This window comes from Sphingomonas sp. NPDC092440, from assembly GCF_044754985.1.
In the GTDB taxonomy this organism is placed as follows: Bacteria; Pseudomonadota; Alphaproteobacteria; order Sphingomonadales; family Sphingomonadaceae; genus Sphingomonas.
In genome coordinates this window covers 40,924-59,479 of record NZ_JBIVQA010000016.1, presented here as the reverse complement: position 1 = coordinate 59,479, position 18,556 = coordinate 40,924, and the positions used below count along the sequence as shown (strand labels likewise).

Below are 18,556 nucleotides of genomic sequence, written 5' to 3'. Positions count from 1 at the left end.
CGTTCCCGGCGACCCCTCTTGCGGCGCGTGCGGGGTGCTCCCCATATCCGCGCCATGAGCGAAACAAATGCGTGGCACGGCACGACGATTCTTTCCGTGCGCAAATCCGGCAAGGTGGTGATCGCGGGGGACGGCCAGGTCTCGGCCGGCAATACCGTGATGAAGCCCAATGCCCGCAAGGTGCGGCCCCTGGGCGACGGCAAGGTGATCGCGGGCTTTGCGGGCGCCACCGCCGATGCCTTCACCTTGTTCGAACGGCTCGAGGCCAAGCTGGAGCGCCATAACGGCCAGCTGCTCCGCGCCGCGGTCGAGCTCGCCAAGGACTGGCGGACGGACAAGTATCTGCGCAACCTCGAGGCGATGCTGATCGTCGCCGACAAGGAAGTGACGCTGGTCGTCACCGGCAATGGCGACGTGCTGGAGCCCGAGGGCGGCGTGGCGGCGATCGGCTCGGGCGGCAATTTCGCCCTGGCCGCGGCACGCGCGCTGGTCGATTACGAAAGCGACCCCGAGAAGATCGCGCGGGCCGCGATGAAGATCGCGGGCGAGCTGTGCGTCTACACCAATGATCGGCTGACGGTGGAAATGCTCGACAGTGATAGCTGATTCGCCGGGCGGCCCGGCGAAGTTCGGTTTCGACTATGATCCGGGCCGCAACCGCATCCTGATCCATATCCGCGATTTCTGGACGGTGGAGACGGTGCGCGCCTTCGCGGCGGCGGCGGGCGCGCAGGCGCAGGCACTGCGCGCGACCCGTGACGATTACGACGTGCTGATCGATTCGCGCGACTTCCCGGTCCAGGCGAACGACGTCGCCGACCTGCTGCCGAGCATCGCCGAGGCCGGGCTGCGGCTCACTTCCGGCCGCGCGGCCTCGGTCGTGGGCAGCCATCTGAACAAGCTCCAGGCCGAGCGCACCCAGACGCATCCCCGGATGCGGATATTCATGACCGTGGCGGAGGCCGAGGCCTGGCTGGGGGAGCCGCGCTAGGGGACCATATTCTCCAGCGTCATCTCCGCCATCCCTTCCTCGTCACCCCCGCGCAGGCAGGGGTCCAAGGCCAAGGGCGAGGCGCGCCTTGCCGTTTCCGGCCGGCACCCGCATGATTGCTTCGATCATCCCATGCTACCCTGGATCCCCGCCTGCGCGGGGATGACGCAAGTAGGTTCAAAGGCTTGTTTGGATTCCCAACCTAATCGCCCTCCCGGCGAAAGCCGGGATCTCAGGCGAGGGCAGGACGAGAGCCGCACGAGATCCCGGCTTTCGCCGGCAGGACGGGTACAGACATGAGCCCAGCTCATGCCTCCCCCTATCCGAAACGGGGTTGAGCCTCCCCGCCCCCTGCCTACCCTGGGCGCCATGCAGATCGCCCGTCGCCCGCTCATCGCTTCCGCCGCCCTGGCGCTTCCCGCCTGCACCGCGGCTCCCCGCCCGGCGATGCTCGCCAGCACCACGCGCGGCCCGAAATGCCTGCCCGCCGTCAATGTCGCGCCCGGCCGCGTCATCCGCACCGTCGCGGGCCTGCGCCCCTATCGCGCCCAGGGCTTCGTCGTCCGGGCCGAGCCGCTGGGGGACAAGCGCCTCGTCCATAATTACGGCCATGGCGGCGCCGGGATCACGCTCAGCTGGGGCACGTCGCGCCTCGCCATGGATCTCGGCCTGCCCGGCCATGCCGGCCCGGTCGCCGTGCTCGGCAGCGGCATCGTCGGACTCGCCACCGCGCGCCTGCTCCAGGAGGCCGGCCGCCAGGTCACGCTCTACGCCGCCCAACTCCCGCCGCACACCACGTCGAACATCGCCGGCGGGCAATGGCACCCGGCCAGCCTCTACGATCCCGATCAGGTCACCCCCGAATGGATCGCGCAGTTCAAGGCGGCGATGGACTATAGCTGGCGGCGCTTCCAGATCATGGTCGGCGAGGAATATGGCATCCGCTGGGTGCCCACCTATTTCCAGATGCCCGACGATCCGGCCGGGGACGATGCCGGGCCCGATCTCTCCGGCACCTATGAAACCGATGCCGTGGTCCTTGGCCCCGGCGAACATCCCTTCCCGGTCCGGCGCGTCCGCCGCTTCAGCACCATGTATGCCGAGAGCGGCCATCTCCTGCGCCAGCTGATGCGCGACGTGCAGATCGCCGGCGGCAGGTTCGTGGTGCGCGACTTCGCCACGCCCGCCGACATCCTCGCTTTGCCCGAGACATTGGTGTTCAACTGCACGGGCCTGGGCGCCGGCAAGCTGTTCGGCGATGCCGGGATCGAGCCGGTGCGCGGCCAGCTGGCCGTGCTGCTTCCCCAGGCCGAGGTGCAATATGCCGTCGCCGGGCAGATGGGCTATATGTTCCCGCGCGCCGACGGGATCGTCTGCGGCGGCACCTTCGAGCATGGCGAATGGGACCCCACGCCCCAGCCCGAGCGGATCGCGAAGATCCTCGAGAAGCAGCACCGCTTCTTCTCCAGCTTTCGCTGCACGGCTTGAAGCGGCGCGTCCGGCCCCCAACATCGGGGCTCGAAACGAACCCAGAGAACCCATTTCCCCCAATGAACGAGAATCTCACGCCCAAGGCGATCGTCGCCGCCCTCGATGCGCACATCATCGGCCAGAAGGACGCCAAGCGCGCCGTGTCGGTGGCGCTGCGCAACCGCTGGCGCCGCCAGCAGCTCTCCGCCGACCTGCGCGACGAAGTGACGCCGAAGAACATCCTGATGATCGGGCCGACCGGCTGCGGCAAGACCGAGATCAGCCGCCGCCTGGCCAAGCTCGCCGACGCCCCCTTCGTGAAGGTGGAAGCCACCAAGTTCACCGAGGTCGGCTATGTCGGCCGCGACGTCGAGCAGATCGCCCGCGACCTGGTGGAAGAGGCGATCCGGCTCGAGAAGGAGCGCCGCCGCGCCGCGGTGAAGGACAAGGCCGAGGAAGCCGCGATGGGCCGCCTGCTCGACGCGCTGACCGGCAAGGATTCGTCCACTGCCACGCGCGAGGCGTTCAAGCAGCGCTTCGCCGAGGGCACGCTCGACAATGCCGAGATCGAGATCGAAGTGGAGCAGGCCCCGGCCATGCCCTTCGACATACCGGGCGGGGCACCCCAGATGATCAACCTGGGCGAGATGATGAAGGGCCTCACCGGCTCGCCGCTCAAGCGCCGCAAGATGGGCGTCCGCGCCGCCTGGACCAAGCTGGTCGAGGAAGAGGCCGACAAGCGCCTCGACCAGGACGAGGTCAGCCGCGTCGCGCTGGCGGACGCGGAAGCCAACGGCATCGTCTTCCTCGACGAGATCGACAAGATCGCCGTGTCGGACGTGCGCGGCGGCTCGGTCAGCCGCGAGGGCGTCCAGCGCGACCTGCTGCCGCTGATCGAAGGCACCACCGTCGCCACCAAATACGGGCCGATGAAGACCGACCATATCCTCTTCATCGCAAGCGGCGCCTTCCATGTCGCCAAGCCGAGCGACCTGCTGCCCGAGCTGCAGGGCCGCCTGCCGATCCGCGTCGAGCTGAAGGGGCTGACCGAGGAGGATTTCGTCGCGATCCTCTCGGACACCAAGGCGAGCCTGGTCCAGCAATATGCCGCGCTGCTCGGCACCGAGGGCGTGCGGATCGACTTCACCGACGACGGCATCCGCGCGGTCGCGCGCATCGCCGCCGAAGTGAATGGCGAGGTCGAGAATATCGGCGCCCGCCGGCTTCAGACCGTGATGGAGAAGCTGCTCGAGGACATCAGCTTCGGCGCCGAGGACCGCAAGGGCGAGACGCTGGTGATCGACGGCGCCTATGTCGACGGGCAGCTCGCCGCCGTAGCGCGCAACACCGACCTGAGCCGCTACGTGCTGTGACGAAATTCCTCCCCGGGGCACGCCTCGGGGAGGATTTGGCTTTCCCGATACCCGCCGGCTTGCCACCATCCCCCGCGATTCGTTTCGCAAGGGGAACCGCCATGAAGCGCCTGCTCGCCACCGCCGCCCTGCTCGCCGCCGGCACGGCGCTTCCCGCGCTCGCCCAGACCGCACCCTTGCCCGCGCCCGTCCCGCCCGTCGCCGCGCAGAAGCCGCACGCGGTCAAGGCGCCCTTCGGCGCCACCCGCAACGACGAATATTACTGGCTGCGCGACGATACGCGGAAAGACCCGGAGATGCTGGCCCATCTCAAGGCCGAGAACGCCTATGCCGACGCCATGCTCGCCGCCGAGAAGCCGCTGGCGGACAAGGTCTATGGAGAGATTGTCGGGCACATCAAGCAGGACGACAGCTCGGTCCCCTATCTGAAGCGCGGCTATTATTACTACACCCGCTTCGCCGCCGGCGCCGACTATCCGATCCTCGCGCGGCGCAAGGGCAGTCTGGAGGCACCCGAGGAAGTGATCCTCGACCAGCCGGCCATGGCCAAGAGCCACAGCTTCTTCCAGATCGCCGGCCGCGCGGTGAGCCCGGACAACCGGCTGCTCGCCTATACGCTCGATACCGTCGGCCGCCGCCAATATGTGCTCCAGGTGAAGAACCTCGCGACCGGCGAGACCCTCGCGGACAGCATCCCCAATGTCGAGGGCGGCGTGGTCTGGGCCGGCGACAACCGGACGATCTTCTACCTCGAGAAGGATCCCGTCACTCTGCTCTCCAAGCGCGTGAAGGCGCACGTCCTCGGTACGCCCGCCGCGGCCGATCGGCTGATCTACGAGGAGAAGGACGACACCTATTACATGAGCGTCGGCCGCACGACCGACGACCGGTATGTCTGCATCTATCTGCACAGCACAGTCAGCGACGAGCAGCGCTGCGCACCCGCCGCGGACCCCGCCAGCTTCGCAGTGGTCGCCCCGCGCGAGCGCGACTTCCTTTATCAGGCCGATCATCTCGGCGACCGCTGGATCGTCCGCACCAACTGGCAGGCGCCCAACTACCGGCTGATGACGGCGGGCGACGCGCATCTCGCCCATGGCCGCGCGGCGTGGCGGGACCTGGTTCCGGCCAGCGGCGACACCTTCATCGAGGACTTCAAGCCCTTCAACGGCTTCCTCGCCATCGAGGAGCGCGCCGAGGGCAACAAGAAGCTGCGGATCCTGGTCCCCGGCGCCAAGCCCTTCCCGGTCGCGGCCGACGAGCCCGCCTATACCATGGCGCTCGGCACCAACGAGGAGCCGGGCAGCGAATGGCTGCGCTACACTTATGATTCGCTGGTGACGCCGACCACCACCTATGAAGTGAACTACAAGACCGGCGAGCGCCGCGTGCTCAAGGTCCAGCCGGTGCCGGGCTATGATCCCGCCAAATACGTCACCGAACGCGTCTGGGCCACCGCGCGCGACGGCACCAGGGTTCCCGTCAGCCTGGTCCGGGCGAAGGGCCTGGCGAAGGACGGCACCGCCGCGCTCTTCCAATATGCCTATGGCAGCTACGGCTATTCGACCGATCCCGCCTTCTCGCCGATGCTCCCCAGCCTGCTCGATCGCGGCATGGTCTATGCCATCGCCCATATCCGCGGTGGGCAGGAAATGGGCCGCAAATGGTTCGACCAGGGCAAGGTGCTCAACAAGAAGAACAGCTTCACCGACTTCATCGACGTGACCCGCTTCCTCGTCGACCAGGGCTATGCCGCCAAGGGCCGCGTCGCCGCGATGGGCGGCAGCGCCGGCGGGCTGCTGATGGGCGGCATCGCCAACATGGCGCCGCAGGATTATCGCGTGATCGTCGCGCAGGTGCCCTTTGTCGACGTGGTCACCACCATGCTCGACACATCGATCCCGCTCACCACCGGCGAGTTCGACGAATGGGGCAACCCCGCCGAGAAACGCTATTACGACTATATGCTGGGCTACTCGCCCTACGACAATGTCGCGGCCCGGGCCTATCCGGCGATGTACGTCTCCACCGGCCTGTGGGACAGCCAGGTGCAATATTACGAGCCGGCCAAATGGGTCGCCCGGCTGCGCGCGAGGAAGACCGACGCCAACCCGCTCGTCTTCCGCATCAACATGGAGGCCGGCCATGGCGGCAAGTCGGGCCGGTTCGAACGCTATCGCCAGCAGGCCGAATATCTCGGCTTCGTGATGGACCGGCTCGGCGTGGCAAAGTGAAGCGAAGCCCTCCCCCAGGGAGGAGGCGCGCTATTTCGCTTTCTCGTACGGCGTGAACTTGCCGAACATGCAATAGGCGCCCGGAATGCTCGATCCCGGATCGAGCACCCGGAACCGGTCGTTCCGGCAGAGCTGCGATCCGTGCACCTCGACGATCAGCGTGGTGTAGGGCCGCAGCCCCGGGCAGCTGCTCGCCAGGTCGTTGCGCCACAGCGTCCGCCCCACCGGCTTGTAGAGGATGGTGCGGTCGTCGATGATCTGCGGGCCGTCGGAATCGGAGACGCTGATGCAGTCGCGCGGCGTCCCCGGCACCCGGTCGCCGAGCGCGCTCGCCAAGTCGTTCCGCGCCTCGGCCTGTTGCGAGGCCTGCATCTCGCTGCTGGCGGCACAGCCGGCCAGCGCGAGCATGGCGGCGATGATGGGTGCGCGCATCCCGGCTCTCCTCATTTGCTATAGGGCACGAAGCTGCCGAGCGCGCAGCTGCTGGTCAATATGCCGCCGCCCAGCCGCGAGCGCGTGCGGACGATGTCGCCGCGGCACAGCTGGCCCGACGTACTCTCGACCACCATCAGATCGTCGTTCGCCAGGCCGGTGCAGCTGCCGGTCACGTCGTTGCGCCACACCTTCTTGCGGCCCTCGATATAGAGGATCGTGTTCGGGAAGCCCTGGGTCTCGCCCATCCGCTCGCGCGGGATGCAGTCCTGCGGCTTGCCCGGCGTCAGCCCGGCGAGCGTCTTGGCGATCTTGGCCTCGTCGCGGTCGGCGCCCCGCTGCGGCATCGCGGCATTGGCGGCACAGGCGGCGGCGAAGGTGAGGGCAGCGGGAATGGCGAAGCGGAACATCTCTATTCTCCTGTCGCCCCCGACCCCGCCATCATAACGCTTCGCCGATCAAAAAGCATCCTTCGCCGCACGCCGCTCGGCGAGCTGGGTGGCGCTGGCGGCGCGCAGGAAGGGATTGGTGGCGAGCTCCTGCCCGATCGTCGTCGGCACCGTCGCCTCGCCCGCCGCGCGGGCCGCGTTCACTTCGGCCATGCGCGCGCGGATTGCCGCATTGTCCGGCTCGGCGACCAGCGCGTAGCGGCCGTTCGATTGCGTATATTCATGCGCGCAATAGACCCGGGTCTCGGGCGGCAGCTGCGCCAGGCGCTGCATGTTGGCGAACATCTGCTCCGCCGTCCCCTCGAACAGCCGGCCGCAGCCCATGGCGAACAGCGTGTCGCCCACGAAGATCACTGCGTTCCCGGCGAAATGATAGGCGATGTGCCCCGCGGTGTGCGCCGGCACTTCCAGCACCTGCGCGACATGATCGCCGATGCGCACCGCGTCGCCTTCGCCGACCAGCCGGTCCGCGGTGGGGATCTTCGCCGCCTCCGCCGCGGGCGCGATCACCTCGGCGCCGGTGCGCGCCTTGATCCCGGCATTGCCGCCGGTGTGATCGGGGTGCCAGTGCGTGTTCCAGATCGCGGTGATCGCCCAGCCGCGCTCGTCCGCCTCGGCGAGCACCGGCTCGGCCTGGGCGGGATCGACCACGATCGTCTCGCCCGAGGCGGGATCATGGACCAGCCAGATGTAATTGTCGCTGAGGGCGGGGATGCGGACGATCTGGAGCATGGCGCCAGCCTAGGCCTGCCCGCGCGCCTGCGCCAGTTCCGCGATGAGCGTGCCGACCAGTTCCTCCGCGCCCATCGCCCGCACCCGCGCGACGCCGGTCCCGGCCCAGAGCGGCGAGTAATCGCCCCGGCCATCCGCCTCGGCATGCGCGCGCAGCGGCGCGAGCGCGTTGGAGCCATAGGGGAAGGCGGGCACCTCCTCCCGGATCGGGCCCAGGTCACGCATCAGCCGGTTGACGATGCCCCGCGCCTCGCGGCCCGAGAACAGGTTGGTGAATTCGGTCGGCACCCGGGTGCCCAGCAGCGCGCGGAACGGCGCCGCGATGCCGCTCTCCCGGGCCGCGAGGAAGGCCGTGCCCAGCTGCACCGCGCGCGCTCCGGCCGCCAGCGCCCGGGCGATGTCGGCGCCGTCGACGATCCCGCCCGCGGCGATCACCGGCACCGCGACCTTCTCGGCCAGCAGTTCGGCCAGCGGCGTGGGCCGATGCCCGGCGCCGAGGAACCAGCCCGAATGCCCGCCGGCCTGCGCCCCCTGAGCGATCACCGCGTCGACACCGCGCTCGGCCAGCCAGCGCATCTCTTCGGCGGTCGTCGCATTGCCGAACACCAGCGCGCCCGCGCCGCGCACCCGCGCCAGCAACGCCGCGTCGGGCAACCCGAAATGGAAGCTCACGATCGCCGGCCGCGCTTGCTCCACCGCCGTGCACAGCGCTTCGTCAAAGGGCCGCCGCAGCGGCGGTAGCGGACCGGGCCGCACGCCTTCCTCGGCATAATAGGGCGCGAGCAATGCCTGCCAGGCGCTTTCGTCGGGCGCCGGCTCGGGCAGCCGGTGGCAGAAGAAATTGAGGTTGAGCGGCCCCTTCGCGGCGGCCCGCACTTCGGCGACCTGCGCGGCCAGCTGCTCGGGCGTCAGCATCGCGCAGGGCAGCGACCCCACCGCGCCGCCCCGTATCGCCGCGATCGCCAGCGCCGCGCCGCCGGCACCCGCCATGGGCGCCTGCACGATCGGGGCCCGCGCCCCGAGCGCTTCGAGAAAGCCTACCACTGCCCCGTATTGGGCATCGAGGCCCAGGGCTCGGCCGGGGCCAGCCGGTCGCCCGCCTGGAGCAGCTCGATCGAGATGTTGTCGGGCGTGCGGACAAAGGCCATGTGGCCGTCGCGCGGCGGGCGATTGATCGTCACGCCGCCGTCCATCAGCCGCTGGCAGGTCTCGTAGATATTGTCGACGCGATAGGCGAGATGCCCGAAATTGCGCCCACCGGTATAGACTTCGGCCGGGCTGCCGTCCTCGGCCGGCCAGTTCCAGGTCAGCTCCACCTCGGCATCGGCGCGCTGGCCCTCGCCCTTCGAATCCTCATCGGCGGCGAGGAAGATCAGCGAGAAGCGCCCCTGCTCGCTATCCATCCGCCGCACCTGCTTGAGGCCGAGCAGTTCGAAAAAGACAATCGTGGCGTCGGGATCCGTCACGCGGATCATGGTGTGGAGATAGCGCATGGCGCGGGAGATAGGCGCGCCCGAACCCGAGCGCCACCCCAATCAATTCCTCCCCAAGCTCGCCTCGGGGAGGGGGACCATTCGCGCAGCGAATGGTGGAGGAGCCAGCGCAGGAGCGGCGGCAAGCGCCGCGCCCCTCCACCACGCCCTGCGGGCGCGGTCCCCCTCCCCCAGCAAGCTGGGGGAGGAATTTGGGAGCCTATTTCTCCGTTGCCGAGAACTGTTCCAGCGCCTTGCGGGCCGCGCTGGCGATGCCGGTGCCCGGCGCCAGCTCGATCGCCCGGTTCCAGGCGGTCCGCGCATCGGCCTCGTTGCCGCTCGCTGCCGCGACATTGCCCGCCTCGAGCTGGACGGAGGGATCGTCGGGCGCGCGCCGCAGCGCCTCGGTGATGTCGCGGGCAGCCCGGCCCACGTCGCCCGCGCGCCGGGCCAGCGTCGCGGAGAGCAGCCAGGCGAGCGGATCCTTGTCGGCATAGGTGAGCGCCTTGTCGATGTCGCTGCGCGCCGCGTCCATGTCGCCGGCCGCGACCATTGCCCGCGCCCGGTCGAGATGCGCCTCGCCCAGCTCGAGCCCGGCCAGCGTGCCGGTCGCCAGTGCCGCGTCGATCGCCGCGCGTGCCTTGGTCGGATCGCCCGCCGCGATCCAGGCATTGCCCGCCGACGCCCAGTAATTGGGCGCACGCGGATCCTTGCCGGTCTCCGCCTCGCGCGCCGCATCCTCGAACGCGCCCGCCGCCGCCGCCCATTTCCCCTGGTTCGCATAGGCGACGCCCAGGCACTGGCGCGCGAGCACGCCGCCGCCGGTGGTGCGCCACTGGATCGCGTCCGCCTGGCCCTTCGCCGGATCGCCGGTCGCCAGGTCCATGCACTGGGTGAAGCGCGGCGGCTCCTTCCCCGGCGCGGTGGGCGCGGGGGCCGCCTGTGCCGGCGGAGCGGCAGGCACGGCCTGGAGGGCGAGGATCAGGAAAGGGAGCATAGGGCAAGCACTTCCTCGAGCGCGCGCACGATCAGGGCCAGGTCCTGTTCGCGCGAGAATCGATGTTCCGCGTCCTTGACCAGCAGAGTCTGCACCATGTCTGAACGGATCGCCGCCGCCAGCCGCGGCGCGTGCTCCCAGGGCACTTCCTTGTCCTTCTGCCCGTGCAGCAGCCGCACCGGCCCGCCCCAGGCGATCGGCTGGACGAGCACGCGGTTCGCCTCGCCCGATGCCCAGAAGGCGCGGGTGGTGACGGTCGGCCGGTCGCCATAGTCGTTGGGCGTCTCGATCCGTCCGGTCTGGAGCAGCGCCAGCTTCTGCTCCATGGTGAAGCCCCAATCGGTGAAGTCCGGCGCCGCCGCGATGCCGACCATGCCGGCGACCATTTCCGGCCGCGCCTTGGCGATCATCGCCATGATCCAGCCGCCCATCGACGAGCCGACCAGCACCACCGGCCCGCGCGCCACTTCGTCGATCATCCGGATCGCGTCGTCGCGCCAGCTGGCGAGCGTCTCGGCCTCGAAATCGCCTTCGCTCGCGCCGCAGCCGGCATAGTCGAAGCGCAGATAGGCCCGGCCGCTCGCCCGGGCCCATTGCTCGAGATGGAGCGCCTTGGTGCCCTGCATGTCCGAGGCATAGCCGCACAGGAACAGCACCATAGGCCCGGTGCCGGGCGTGTGGTGATAGGCAAGCGCAGGGCGGGGCGGCGCTTCCGGGGCGATGATTTCCGGGGTGTCGGTCATGGACGCTGGCTTAGCGTCAGCGCCACGCCTCCGCCAGCGGCTTGCCGGGCTGATCGAGCGGACCAGCGTCGAGCCCGTTCTTCGCACGCCCCTCGACCATCTTGCGCCGGAACGCCGCCGGATCGCCGACCGCTTTGGCGAAGCCCTCGGCATAATCGGCGCGCCCAGCTTCGACGGCCTTGGCCCATGCTGTTTCGGAAACGCCATCGGGCCGCCCCGTGAAGAGCGGCATCCGGCGCTCATAGGCCATGGCACGCGTCGCCACTTCGCGCATCGCATCGGGATCACGCCCGATCCATTCGTTGATCGAAGCGCCCATCATCGCATTGATCGATGCCCGCAGCGCCGCATATTGATCGCGCGGCCCCAGCGCTGCCCAGGGCAGGCTGCGAATCTGCCAGAAATAGAACCAGAAGCTCGCCCGCAGATTATTGCCGCGCTGCATCTCGAACATGATGGGCTGGAGCAGCGTGAAGGGTTCCACGGCTTCGGGATGGGCGAAGATATAGTCCGCCGCCTCGCCCCGCTGCGCCACCGAGCCGTCGAGCATCGACGCGAGTTGCGCGGGCGTGGGCCGGCTCCCGTCCGTGGCATATTCCAGGCCGGTGAAGCAGACCGGCTGGCCGAATCCCGGCAGTATCTCGGGCAGCGAGGTGCAGCCCGGCGCCGGCACTTCCTGCAGCCGCGCCATCGCCTTCTGCGCGTCCGGAACATGGCCCGGTCTCTCCGTATCCCCCACCAGATCGCTTGCGGAAGCGAAGGTCCTGCGCGCGATCCTCTCCGCCTGGGCAGCATCCGGCTTCGCACCCATATGGCTCGTATCGACGCCGACGCTCCACGAGCAGGTTCGGAACCGCGCATCGAGCGCGACGTCGCGGCCACCCCCTCGCTCCGGATACAGAGTCAGCGTGGCGGGCATGCCGCCTTCCCTGGGCCAGGCGACCAGCACCCAGGCCGGCCAGGCGCCCGACGCGCGATAACCGTCCACCTCCGCGAGCAGCGTTTCGAAGCGCATTGCGCGCGGCCAGCCTTGCCGCGCCATCGCCGCATCATGCGCGGCTCTCACCGCAGTGCGCGCCGCCATGAAACGCACCCGGTCTTGCACGCCGGCCGCAGCATTGAGCAGCGCCGGTGCCGCGAAGCCAATATCGGCCGAGGCGGGATCAAGCGGCACGCGCTCGAATGCGGCGAGCGCGCCTGCATAGTCTTCAATCCTTATACGCAGCGCGACCTCGAGCGAGCGCAGCCGCGCGCGCGCCTCGGCGTCTCCCGCGCAAAGCGCCTCCAGCCGCGACACTGCCTCGAGCGTCGCCTTCTGCTCCGGCGGGATCGCCCTCGCCACCGGGGCAGCCGGCGGATCGTCGAACTCGGTCCGCGGAAACAGCCGTTCCGTAAATGTCTGCTCGGCCTCGACCAACCTGGGCCAGTCCGCCCGCATCGCATCGACACAAGTCGCTACCTGTGACTGGCCCGTCAGCGTCAGCGCGAGGAATATGGTGATCATGAAGCCCCCCCGCCGGGGACTATAGCCGGCACCCGAAGATGTGCCAGCCGCTCAGATTCCGCCCGAAAACGTGTCGCACTGCGCCGGATCCCCGGTCTCCAGCCCCTTGCGCAGCCAGGCCACGCGCTGGGCCGACGTGCCATGGGTGAAGCTCTCCGGCACCACCGTGCCCTGGGCCTGGCGCTGGAGCGTGTCGTCGCCGATCGCGTTGGCGGCGGTCATGCCTTCCTCGACGTCGCCCGGCTCGATCCGGTCCTTGTTGCGCGCCGCCCAGACGCCGGCATAGCAATCCGCCTGCAGCTCGAGCCGCACCGACAGCGCGTTGCCCTCGGCCCGGCTCGCCCGCGCCTGGCGCCGCGAGACTTCGCCCGAGACGCCCAGCAGGTCCTGGACATGGTGCCCCATCTCGTGCGCGATCACATAGTCGCGGGCGAAATCGCCCTTGGCGCCGAAGCGCTGCTCCAGCTCCTGGAAGAAGCTGGTGTCGAGATACACGCCCTGATCCGCCGGGCAGTAGAAAGGCCCGACCGCCGAGCTCGCCGCGCCGCAGCCCGACTGGACGCTGCCCTGGTAGAATTTGATCGTCGCCGGCCGGTATTGCTTGCCTTCCTCGCGAAAGATCTTCGCCCAGGTATCGTCGGCGAGCCGCATCACCCGGCAGGATTCGAGGCGCAGCTCGCCCTGGCAGACCTGCCGCCCGCTCTGCCCGGCGGTCGGCGACTGGCCGGCGGTGCCATCGCCGCCCGACGTGCCAAGCAGCCCGCCGCCTCCGCCACCGCCCATCGCGAACCAGGCGATCGCGATCAGGCCGATGATCGCGATGCTGCCGCACCCCATGCCGCGGCCGAGCAGCAGCGGCAGCAGGCCCAGCAGCCCGAAGCCGCCGCCACCCCCGCCACCGCCGCTTCCCAGGTCCTGGGCATTGTCGGTGGGGTCGATATCGTCGAGCCGCATGGCATCCCTCTTCGTTGGCGCGCCGCGACAATGCCCCAAGCCGCGTTGCGTTGCACGCACCAACCAACGCGAAACAGGCACTTCCCTCCGGCCATGGTTTCGGCCAAGGCAGGCGCATGGCAGACGCCGAGTCACGTCCCCGCCGCCAGGCCCCCGGCCTCCCGTTGCCGGACACGGTAGCGCTGGTGCTGCAGGGCGGCGGCGCGCTCGGCGCCTATCAGGCGGGCGTGATCGACGAGCTGCAGGGCGCCGGCATCGAGATCGACTGGGTTGCCGGCATCTCGATCGGCGCGGTCAATGCCGCCCTGTTCGCCGGCAATCCGCCCGGGAAGCGTATCGCCGCGATCCGCACCTTCTGGGAAGACGCCACCGCCGCCCTCCCCGATTTCTCGCTGCCGATGAACGACGCCACGCGCGAGCTGAGCCACGAATGGGCGGCGGGCATGGTCATGCTGGGCGGCGTGCCCGGCTTCTTCCGCCCCCGCCTGCTGCCGCCCGGCTTCGCCGTCCCGGGCACGCCCGAGGCGCTGAGCTTCTACGACACCGCGCCGCTGCGCGAGACGCTCGACCGGCTGGTCGACTGGGAGCTGCTCAACAAGGGGCCCGTGCGCCTCTCGGTCGGCGCAGTCGACATCAAGAGCGGCAATTTCCGCTATTTCGACACGCGCGACGAACGGCTCGACGCGCGCCACATCATGGCGTCGGGGGCACTGCCGCCCGGCCTGCCGCCGGTGGAGATCGACGGCTGCTGGTATTGGGACGGCGGCCTCGTCTCGAACACGCCGCTCACCCATGTCCTCGACCGGCAGGATGCCGAGACGCTGATCTTCCAGGTCGACCTGTTCCCCGCCGCCGACGAGCTGCCGCGCACGATCACCGACGTGCTGGCGCGCGAGAAGGAGATTCGCTTCTCCAGCCGCACCCGGGCCGTCTCGGACGAGCGGATGCGGCTGCGCCAGGAGCGCCAGATGGTCTGCCGCCTGCTGAACAAGCTGCCGCCCGAGCTGCTGGACGATCCCGAGGTGCAAGCGGTCCGCGCCCGGGTCACCGAATATCCGGTCAGCCTCGTCCATCTGATCTACCGCGCCAATGCCTGGGAAGGCGGCGCGCGCGACTTCGAATTCTCGGCGCGCTCGATGCACGAGCATTGGCAGGCCGGCCGCATGGCCGTGGCGGAGACCATGGCCAATGCCCGGCTCGTCGCCCAGAACATCCTCGACGGCAACACCGCCGCCTTCGATCTGACGCAGCGTTAGGAGGTTTCCATGTTCCTCAAGGGCAAGTCCGCGATCATCACCGGCTCCACCTCGGGCATCGGCCTCGCCTATGCCAAGGCGCTGGCGGCCGAGGGTGCGAGCGTGATGATCAACGGCTTCGGCGATGCCGCCGCGATCGAGAAGGAGCGCGCCGCGCTCGAGGCGACGAGCGGCGCCAAGGCGCTCTACGACGCCGCCGACATGACCAAGCCCGATCAGATCGCGGCAATGGTCCAGCGCTGCCATGACGCGCTCGGCGGACCGCACATCGTCATCAACAACGCCGGCATCCAGCACGTCTCGCCGATCGAGGATTTCCCGATCGACAAATATGACGCGATCATCGCGATCAACATGTCCTCGGCCTGGCACATGACGCGCGCCGCGGTGCCGTTCATGAAGGCGCAGAAATGGGGCCGGATCATCTCCACCGCCTCGGCCCACAGCCTGGTCGCCAGCCCCAACAAGAGCGCGTACGTGATGGCCAAGCACGCCATCGCCGGCCTCACCAAGACGATCGCGCTCGAAGTGGCGACCAGCGGCATCACGGTGAACTGCGTCTCCCCGGGCTATGTCTGGACCCCGCTGGTCGAGAACCAGATTCCCGACACGATGAAGACTCGCGGCATGACGCGCGAGCAGGTGATCAACGACGTGCTGCTCGATGCGCAGCCGACCAAGGAGTTCGTCCAGCCGGAGCAGGTGGCCGCGCTGGTGCTTTTCCTGTGCCGGGACGAGGCGGCGCAGATCACCGGCGCCAATTATTCGATCGACGGCGGCTGGACCGCGGCCTGAGGAAGGGGCTTGGAAGAATGAAGGGGATCGCCGCCGCCGCGCTGCTCGCGCTCGGGCTCACCGGCTGCAATGTCTATCGCGACGCCACCGCCACGCGCCCGCCCGCCGGCTGGAGCTGGCGCAAGGTGATGACCGAGGACGATGCCGATCGCATCCGCAACTGGCGCCGCGCCTGGGACGACGCGCTCGCGCCGGCCAAGGCGGCGGCGCCGGCGGCGATCGCGGCGGAGCCGGACCTGTTCGATCCCGATCGCGCGCTGGGCGCCGCGATGCCGCCCGCGGGCGAATATCGCTGCCGCACCTTCAAGCTCGGCTCGCAGCAGCCGCTCACACCCTATTTCGCGGCCTATCCCGCCGGCCGGTGCCAGATCACCGTGCAGGGCCGGGAGACGCATTTCGCCCGCCTCGACGGCGCGCAGCGCCCCGACGGGCTGATCTACACCAACACCGATGCGCGTCCGATGTTCATCGGCGTGATGGTCCTGGGCGACGAGACCGCTCCCTTGCGCTACGGCGTCGATCAGACGCGCGACATGATCGGCTATATCGAGCGCATCGGCGAGCGGCGCTGGCGGCTGGTCCTGCCCTATCCGGGGTTCGAATCTAAGCTGGATGTGATCGAGCTGGTACCGGCGGGGTGAAAGGTCTTCCCTTGCGAAACGGGGGAGGAGCTATGTCCCGGCAATCACGTCGAGAATATGCCGCAACACGGCATCGAGATCGCACAGCACTTCTGCCGCGGGGACCCGCAGCACCCTGACCCCGTGCCCGGCCAGCCAAGCATCTCGCCGGGCATCCCGCTCCGGTCGATCGCCCCGGGGCATGGGCTTCGCCGTCCACCTCGACGCACAGTTTCGCCTTGGCGCAGTAGAAATCGAGGAAATACGGCCCCGCAGGGTGCTCCCGGCGATAATACCAGCCGCCGGGCTCCTTGCGCAGTTCCTGCCAGAGCAGGACCTCCGGAAAGCTCATCTCGCGGCGCCGCTTGCGCGCACCGCGCTTGCCGCCAGGGCCTCCCTTCAGCTCCATCGGTGCTTCCCCCTCCACCACCGCTACGCCGGCGGTCCCCCTCCCCCGCTCTGCGAGCGAGGGAGGAATTTGGATACAACTCGATACCGCCCCCTTCAATTCCTGCCTCGCGAAGCGGGGGAGGGGGACCGCGCGCGCAGCGCGTGGTGGAGGGGGCCTGGCCGCAAGCGACTATCCAAGGATTCGCCCCCGCTTCCCCTAAACCACCAGCCCGAACTCCTTCACGATGAATGCGTAGAGTTCCGGCGCCTTCGCCTTCACATTCTCGCGCCGGAAGGGCGGGCGCGCGGCGGTGCCGTGGAGGACCACGCTCGCCGTCATCGCGAAGAATTCGAACGGGTTGGTCAGCATATAGGCCTGGGCCGGCCAGCGCCCGCTCGCCTGGGCCTCGCGGTAGAAGCGCAGCACGTCCGGATTCTGCCGCCCGCCCGGCATCCGGAGCAGCTGCCAGCGATGGATCAGCTCGTGGAGCAGCACCGGATTCTCCGCCGGCTGCGTCTCGCGCGCGAAGAACACGCCGCGCGGACCCGCCCGCGTCCTGGTGCCCGGCTGCAGGTCCACCGTGATCACCTGTGCCGCGAAGAAATCCCGCGCCGCGTCCGACACCCACAGCGCCTTCACCAGCGCGATCTGCGCGGCGAGCGATGCCGCGATCGCCGGCGTTCGCGCGCCACCCTGCCAGTCGATCGCGAAATCCTCGGCCGCCCGGGCCGGCAGCGCCAGCAGCACGGTGCCGGCGAGCAGCGCGCGGCGCGAGAGGTTTGACAGCCCGGCATCCCCACGCAACATTCGCGCCTCCATGCAGCGGGGAACTTTATGCTTCGATACCTCCTTCTCGCAACAGCGATGAGCTTCTCCACGCCCTCCGCCGCCGATCCGGTGCACGACGCGACCAGGGCCGCGCTGCCCCAGCTCATGGAATTCTATCGCGACTTCCACGCCAGTCCCGAACTCAGCCTCCACGAAGTGAAGACCGCCGCCAAGCTCGCCGAGGAAGCGCGCAAGGCCGGCTTCAAGGTCACCGAGAAAGTGGGCGGCACCGGGGTGGTCGCGGTGCTCGAGAACGGCCCTGGCCCGGTCGTGCTGATCCGCGCCGACATGGACGGCCTGCCCGTCACCGAGGCCACCGGCCTGCCCTTCGCCTCCACGGTGCGTGCCACCAATGACGAGGGGATCGAGACCGGCGTGATGCATGCCTGCGGCCATGACACCCATATGGCGAGCTGGATCGGCACGCTGCGCAACCTCGCCGCGATGAAGGCGAAGTGGCACGGCACCGTCGTGATGATCGCCCAGCCCGCCGAGGAGCGCGGCATGGGTGCCCGGGCGATGATCGAGGACGGGCTGTTCACGCGCTTCCCCAAGCCGCAGGTCGCGCTCGCCTTCCACGACAGCGCCAGCCAGCCCGCCGGCCAGATCGGCGTGACGCCGGGCTATGCCCTGGCAAACGTGGACTCGGTCGATGTGCTCGTAAAGGGCGTCGGCGGCCATGGCGCCTATCCGCAGACCACCCGCGACCCGATCGTCCTCGCCGCGCGCATCGTCACGTCGCTCCAGACGCTGGTCAGCCGCGAAGTCGACCCGCAGGAGGCCGCGGTCGTCACCGTCGGCATGATCAAGGGCGGCTCGACGCACAACATCATCGGCAGCGACGTGACGATGCTGCTCACCGTGCGCAGCTTCAAGCCGGAGGTCCGCAAGCTGCTGCTCGACGGCATCGCCCGGATCGCGAAGGGCGAGGCAATTGCAGCAGGGATCCCCGAGGACCGCATGCCCGAGGTCAAGGTCCGCGACAATTTCACGCCCGCCACCTTCAACACCCAGCCGCTGTCGGACCGGATGAGGGCCCTGTGGACGGCACGCTTCGGCAAGGACCGGGTGGTGGAGACCAAGGCCGTGATGGGCGGCGAGGATTTCAGCCGCTACTGGCTCGCCGACCAGTCGATCCAGAGCCTGATCTTCTGGGTGGGTGGCGTGCCGGCGGACAAATGGGCGGCGTCCGACAATGGCAAGAAGCCCCTCCCCTCGCTCCACAGTCCCTATTGGGCGCCCGACGCCGAAGCCGTGATCGGCACCGCCACCGAGGCGATGACCGCAGCGGCACTGGATGTCCTGAAGAAATAGG

The 18,556-nt window shown here is 69.1% G+C and carries 20 protein-coding genes and 1 pseudogene; 9 read left to right on the top strand and 12 right to left on the bottom strand.

Annotated features, from left to right (window positions below):
- Window positions 1–54: 54 nt before the first annotated feature.
- The 5 genes from hslV (at window position 55) to ACIQCS_RS21020 (ending at window position 6,068) form a co-directional block, all read left to right on the top strand.
- Window positions 55–606 carry an ATP-dependent protease subunit HslV gene (gene hslV, locus ACIQCS_RS21040; RefSeq protein WP_280280983.1) on the top strand — a complete coding sequence of 184 codons (552 nt, stop codon included), beginning with the start codon at window positions 55–57 and terminating at the stop codon, window positions 604–606.
- Window positions 596–991, top strand: a complete 396-nt coding sequence (locus tag ACIQCS_RS21035; protein WP_345848526.1) for a hypothetical protein — start codon at window positions 596–598, stop codon at window positions 989–991. The genes hslV and ACIQCS_RS21035 overlap by 11 nt, the downstream gene beginning before the upstream one ends.
- A gap of 369 nt (window positions 992–1,360) precedes the next feature.
- Window positions 1,361–2,479 carry an FAD-dependent oxidoreductase gene (locus tag ACIQCS_RS21030; protein ID WP_345848527.1) on the top strand — a complete coding sequence of 373 codons (1,119 nt, stop codon included), beginning with the start codon at window positions 1,361–1,363 and terminating at the stop codon, window positions 2,477–2,479.
- A gap of 62 nt (window positions 2,480–2,541) precedes the next feature.
- Window positions 2,542–3,834: an ATP-dependent protease ATPase subunit HslU gene (gene hslU / locus ACIQCS_RS21025; protein ID WP_345848529.1), complete on the top strand. Its 1,293-nt coding sequence runs from the start codon at window positions 2,542–2,544 to the stop codon at window positions 3,832–3,834.
- Window positions 3,835–3,935: 101 nt separating this feature from the next.
- Window positions 3,936–6,068: a S9 family peptidase gene (locus ACIQCS_RS21020; protein ID WP_345848530.1), complete on the top strand. Its 2,133-nt coding sequence runs from the start codon at window positions 3,936–3,938 to the stop codon at window positions 6,066–6,068.
- A gap of 30 nt (window positions 6,069–6,098) precedes the next feature.
- Here ACIQCS_RS21020 and ACIQCS_RS21015 read toward each other — a convergent pair whose 3' ends face one another.
- The 9 genes from ACIQCS_RS21015 to ACIQCS_RS20975 form a co-directional block, all read right to left on the bottom strand.
- Complete coding sequence (locus ACIQCS_RS21015) at window positions 6,099–6,500, bottom strand: DUF6491 family protein (protein ID WP_345848532.1); 402 nt, start codon at window positions 6,498–6,500, stop codon at window positions 6,099–6,101.
- An 11-nt stretch (window positions 6,501–6,511) separates the two neighbouring features.
- Window positions 6,512–6,910 carry a hypothetical protein gene (locus ACIQCS_RS21010; protein WP_345848533.1) on the bottom strand — a complete coding sequence of 133 codons (399 nt, stop codon included), beginning with the start codon at window positions 6,908–6,910 and terminating at the stop codon, window positions 6,512–6,514.
- 48 nt (window positions 6,911–6,958) lie between these two features.
- Entirely contained in the window at window positions 6,959–7,681 is a 723-nt protein-coding gene (gene gloB, locus ACIQCS_RS21005) for a hydroxyacylglutathione hydrolase (protein ID WP_345848535.1), read from the bottom strand.
- Between the two features lie 9 nt (window positions 7,682–7,690).
- Window positions 7,691–8,725 (bottom strand): nitronate monooxygenase, encoded by a 1,035-nt coding sequence (locus tag ACIQCS_RS21000; RefSeq protein WP_345848537.1) that lies wholly within the window; start codon window positions 8,723–8,725, stop codon window positions 7,691–7,693.
- Window positions 8,719–9,174 (bottom strand): VOC family protein, encoded by a 456-nt coding sequence (locus ACIQCS_RS20995; RefSeq protein WP_345848538.1) that lies wholly within the window; start codon window positions 9,172–9,174, stop codon window positions 8,719–8,721. Before ACIQCS_RS20995 ends, ACIQCS_RS21000 begins: the two co-directional genes overlap by 7 nt.
- A gap of 199 nt (window positions 9,175–9,373) precedes the next feature.
- Complete coding sequence (locus ACIQCS_RS20990; RefSeq protein WP_345848539.1) at window positions 9,374–10,150, bottom strand: tetratricopeptide repeat protein; 777 nt, start codon at window positions 10,148–10,150, stop codon at window positions 9,374–9,376.
- A complete protein-coding gene (locus ACIQCS_RS20985) occupies window positions 10,135–10,893 on the bottom strand; it encodes an alpha/beta hydrolase (protein ID WP_345848541.1) in 759 nt (252 codons plus the stop codon). The genes ACIQCS_RS20990 and ACIQCS_RS20985 overlap by 16 nt, the downstream gene beginning before the upstream one ends.
- Before the next feature lie 16 nt (window positions 10,894–10,909).
- The gene (locus ACIQCS_RS20980; protein ID WP_345848542.1) at window positions 10,910–12,397 is read right to left on the bottom strand and encodes a hypothetical protein; all 1,488 of its coding nucleotides are present in this window, start codon (window positions 12,395–12,397) and stop codon (window positions 10,910–10,912) included.
- Between the two features lie 51 nt (window positions 12,398–12,448).
- Window positions 12,449–13,351, bottom strand: a complete 903-nt coding sequence (locus ACIQCS_RS20975; RefSeq protein ID WP_345848543.1) for a neutral zinc metallopeptidase — start codon at window positions 13,349–13,351, stop codon at window positions 12,449–12,451.
- A 116-nt stretch (window positions 13,352–13,467) separates the two neighbouring features.
- Here ACIQCS_RS20975 and ACIQCS_RS20970 point away from each other — a divergent pair, with 116 nt between their 5' ends.
- The 3 genes from ACIQCS_RS20970 to ACIQCS_RS20960 are packed head-to-tail and all read left to right on the top strand — an operon-like array spanning window position 13,468 to window position 16,043.
- Entirely contained in the window at window positions 13,468–14,607 is a 1,140-nt protein-coding gene (locus ACIQCS_RS20970; RefSeq protein WP_345848544.1) for a patatin-like phospholipase family protein, read from the top strand.
- A 9-nt stretch (window positions 14,608–14,616) separates the two neighbouring features.
- The gene (locus tag ACIQCS_RS20965) at window positions 14,617–15,402 is read left to right on the top strand and encodes a 3-hydroxybutyrate dehydrogenase (protein WP_345848545.1); all 786 of its coding nucleotides are present in this window, start codon (window positions 14,617–14,619) and stop codon (window positions 15,400–15,402) included.
- 17 nt (window positions 15,403–15,419) lie between these two features.
- Complete coding sequence (locus tag ACIQCS_RS20960) at window positions 15,420–16,043, top strand: DUF4893 domain-containing protein (RefSeq protein ID WP_345848547.1); 624 nt, start codon at window positions 15,420–15,422, stop codon at window positions 16,041–16,043.
- A 30-nt stretch (window positions 16,044–16,073) separates the two neighbouring features.
- Here the strand turns inward: ACIQCS_RS20960 and ACIQCS_RS20955 are convergent, their stop codons facing one another.
- From ACIQCS_RS20955 to ACIQCS_RS20945, 3 genes and pseudogenes are all read right to left on the bottom strand, one after another.
- A complete protein-coding gene (locus ACIQCS_RS20955; RefSeq protein WP_345848548.1) occupies window positions 16,074–16,226 on the bottom strand; it encodes a DUF559 domain-containing protein in 153 nt (50 codons plus the stop codon).
- A 55-nt stretch (window positions 16,227–16,281) separates the two neighbouring features.
- Window positions 16,282–16,374: pseudogene (locus ACIQCS_RS20950) on the bottom strand (hypothetical protein); the annotation flags it as partial.
- Window positions 16,375–16,629: 255 nt separating this feature from the next.
- Window positions 16,630–17,220 carry a hypothetical protein gene (locus ACIQCS_RS20945; RefSeq protein ID WP_345848550.1) on the bottom strand — a complete coding sequence of 197 codons (591 nt, stop codon included), beginning with the start codon at window positions 17,218–17,220 and terminating at the stop codon, window positions 16,630–16,632.
- Window positions 17,221–17,247: 27 nt separating this feature from the next.
- Between ACIQCS_RS20945 and ACIQCS_RS20940 the strand changes: the two genes are divergently transcribed.
- Window positions 17,248–18,555, top strand: coding sequence for an amidohydrolase (locus ACIQCS_RS20940; RefSeq protein ID WP_345848551.1), 1,308 nt, complete (start codon window positions 17,248–17,250; stop codon window positions 18,553–18,555).
- Window position 18,556: the final 1 nt, after the last annotated feature.